Source organism: Flavobacterium sp. Leaf359, from assembly GCF_001423985.1.
In the GTDB taxonomy this organism is placed as follows: Bacteria; Bacteroidota; Bacteroidia; order Flavobacteriales; family Flavobacteriaceae; genus Flavobacterium; species Flavobacterium lindanitolerans.
Genome location: NZ_LMPW01000001.1, coordinates 94,827 through 95,262, shown reverse-complemented (window position 1 = coordinate 95,262; position 436 = coordinate 94,827). Strand labels below are relative to the sequence as shown.

Below are 436 nucleotides of genomic sequence, written 5' to 3'. Positions count from 1 at the left end.
AGGATTGTTAGGGTTAGCATTATTGACAGCAACCGTAGTATTGGTACCTGCAGCTACTGTTGCCGTTTTATCGGATGCATTAGGAATGGTATTAATATCTACATCAATTCTACCAGTAACAGTGTTTAATTTTAAACCCGCACCCGCTAAAGCTGTCGGACTTACATCTACCTGATAATTAGTCGTATTGGTATTTGGTGTAGTAATTGCCAAAGTAGTATATGTTCCACTACTTACTGTAGTATTTTTTTGATTAGCTGTAATCAATGTTGATTGGTTCGTCCAGGTTGGTGCGCCTGTCCCATCTGTAGTCAGCACCTGGTTGTTACCCGCATTGGCTAACTTGCCGGCCGTAATTGTACTGCCTGCAATATCGGCATTCACAATAGTACCGTCCAATATCTTGGCACTGGTTACCGCACCATCCTTAATGTTA

General features: G+C 41.7%; 1 pseudogene. It reads right to left on the bottom strand.

The window, feature by feature from the left end:
* Positions 1–436 (bottom strand): annotated as a pseudogene (locus ASG38_RS17860) (hypothetical protein); the annotation flags it as partial.